Source organism: Acinetobacter stercoris, assembly GCF_900323515.1.
Lineage (GTDB): Bacteria > Pseudomonadota > Gammaproteobacteria > Pseudomonadales > Moraxellaceae > Acinetobacter > Acinetobacter stercoris.
In genome coordinates this window covers 1-2,102 of sequence record NZ_OOGT01000341.1, presented here as the reverse complement: position 1 = coordinate 2,102, position 2,102 = coordinate 1, and the positions used below count along the sequence as shown (strand labels likewise).

Annotated in this window: 3 protein-coding genes; all 3 read right to left on the bottom strand. The window is 32.5% G+C overall.

Features of this window, described 5'->3' with window-relative positions; translation table 11 throughout:
- Nucleotides 1-129: 129 nt before the first annotated feature.
- The gene (thrH, locus tag KPC_RS19300; protein WP_171334559.1) at nt 130-759 is read right to left on the bottom strand and encodes a bifunctional phosphoserine phosphatase/homoserine phosphotransferase ThrH; all 630 of its coding nucleotides are present in this window, start codon (nt 757-759) and stop codon (nt 130-132) included.
- Between the two features lie 11 nt (nt 760-770).
- Entirely contained in the window at nt 771-1,379 is a 609-nt protein-coding gene (locus KPC_RS19295) for a LysE family translocator (RefSeq protein ID WP_121975925.1), read from the bottom strand.
- Nucleotides 1,380-1,384: 5 nt separating this feature from the next.
- On the bottom strand, nt 1,385-2,102 hold a 718-nt coding region (locus tag KPC_RS19290; RefSeq protein ID WP_121975924.1), incomplete at its 5' end, for a 2OG-Fe dioxygenase family protein.

Here is a 2,102-nt window from a genome sequence, read left to right as displayed (position 1 = left end):
CATAAAATTTATCTTTTATTTTAGAATTGGAAACACTGCAATCATTGCCATATAGCTTGCACTGAATTTATTCATGCCTGCTCGATCAGAAGCCTGACAACTTACTTCCTTATATTCTTTAGCTATCAATCATGTTCTTAACTCATCAAGATAGTGAATAACTTCCTGATAAGATTGCATCGTGTGAAAATATATGGGTGCATTCCTTTTAACTTCTTCAGATGGTTGAAATAAAAAACCATGATCAACCAGATGTAGCATTGTGAAGTCATTGAAAGCATCACCTATCGCGATACTGTCTTTCATCGAGTTATTTTCTTTTTGATACTTTACAATAATTTCATGCTTTCCTTTTTTACGTGAATATTTAACTTTTTCTATCAATCCATTTTCATTCATTTCCAGATTGTGGCAATAAGCATTTTGTGAGGAAATGCCGATTTTTGGAAAGAAAGGATTAAGAAATTCATAGAAACAGTCTGAAATAATTTTTATTTCAAATTTTTTATTTAAGTGCAGATCTTCTAAAAATTCTTTTGCGCCTTCTATCGGTTTTAAATTGTGAATTATGTCTGTAATCTGCTCTAATTTTATATTGTTTTTCTCAAGTATATCGATTCTATAGTTCATTAATTCCTGATAATTAGCTACTTCCCGAGTTGTGACTGACAACTCGGGAATATTGAAATATTTTGAAATGTACTTCCATATTTCTGGAACAAGTACACCTTCCATATCAATAAAAGCCATTTTTTTCATGTTATCCATTCCTATTTAATTTTTGCAAAAAGAAGAATCACACCTAATAAGCATAAAACTACTCCAATAATTCTGTTAATCATCACCTGTTTAGCCAGCATCTTTTGTCTCAAAATGATGGAAGAAAAAACGATGGCAACAATAGAAAACCAGATAAAATGAGCCAAAGACATAAATAGTCCATAACCAATTAATATAATTTTGGGGGTGGAAACATTTACGATCTGGGTATATGTACTGATGACAAATAATGTCGTTTTAGGATTTAAGGCATTGGTAAAAAAACCATATTTCAATGCCTGGGAGGGATTTATTGCATTTATGGAAGATGTATCCGTGACTGGCTTTTGGGTAAAGGTTTTATAGCCGATATAGATAAGGTAAATCGCACCAATATATTTAACAACATTTAATATATGCGGTGTATAGGTCATTACGAATGCAACTGCAATTAGCGTATAAGTCACATGAACTAATACGCCAAGAGAAATTCCTAATGACGTGAGGACACCAATTTTCCTGCCATATAAATAACTATTCTTGGTCACTATAGCAAAGTCGGCACCAGGACTGACTACCGCTAAAATTGTGATCAGGATAACTGCAACAAACTCTCCCATTATTCCTATGCCTTTTTAAACGTAATAACTAAAACATCTCTTAAACCGATATCACTTTTTTGGACATCTTCAACCTGGATTTCAGTTACACTGTGATAAACCTGATGATCATCTACCAGTGCAATATCTAAAAATGTGTCTAATAAAAATTGGGTTTTTAATTTTTTTTCTAAATTATAAATTTTGGTCAATCCACCAGTAATATTTCTTCTGTTGATGATTGCCATGAGCACAAAATCGACACCATCTCGATGAATACCTTCAGGCGTGGGTTTACCAATATCATTGGGTTGGGCTTTGATTCTGAATTGGTGCGCTTCAATAAACCAGTTTTCAGTTTTTATTTCAGAAAAAACTGAATAAGCAAATTGTAAGAGGTTTTTGAAGACTGGATTTTCCAGTGTATTTTTGTCGATTTCGGTAAAATATCTGGCTATACCACCATTTAAAGGATTGTATTCAACAGTCTGAAAATGGGGGCGATATTTATTTTTGAGAATGATCTTACTCTCGTTTTCCATGGTAAAAGTAGCATGCTTTCGAGTTCGGTATTTACCTTGATCTGACATGAACTGGTCTAAATGTAGATCATCCCAACTTTTTATAAAATTTTGAATATCACTTTTCTGAACATTGAAAAAATTACCTGATTGCTGTATTTTTTGGAATGTATCAGAAGAAATAAATGTAAAACCATTATTCCGAATGTCTTCAGAATAATGG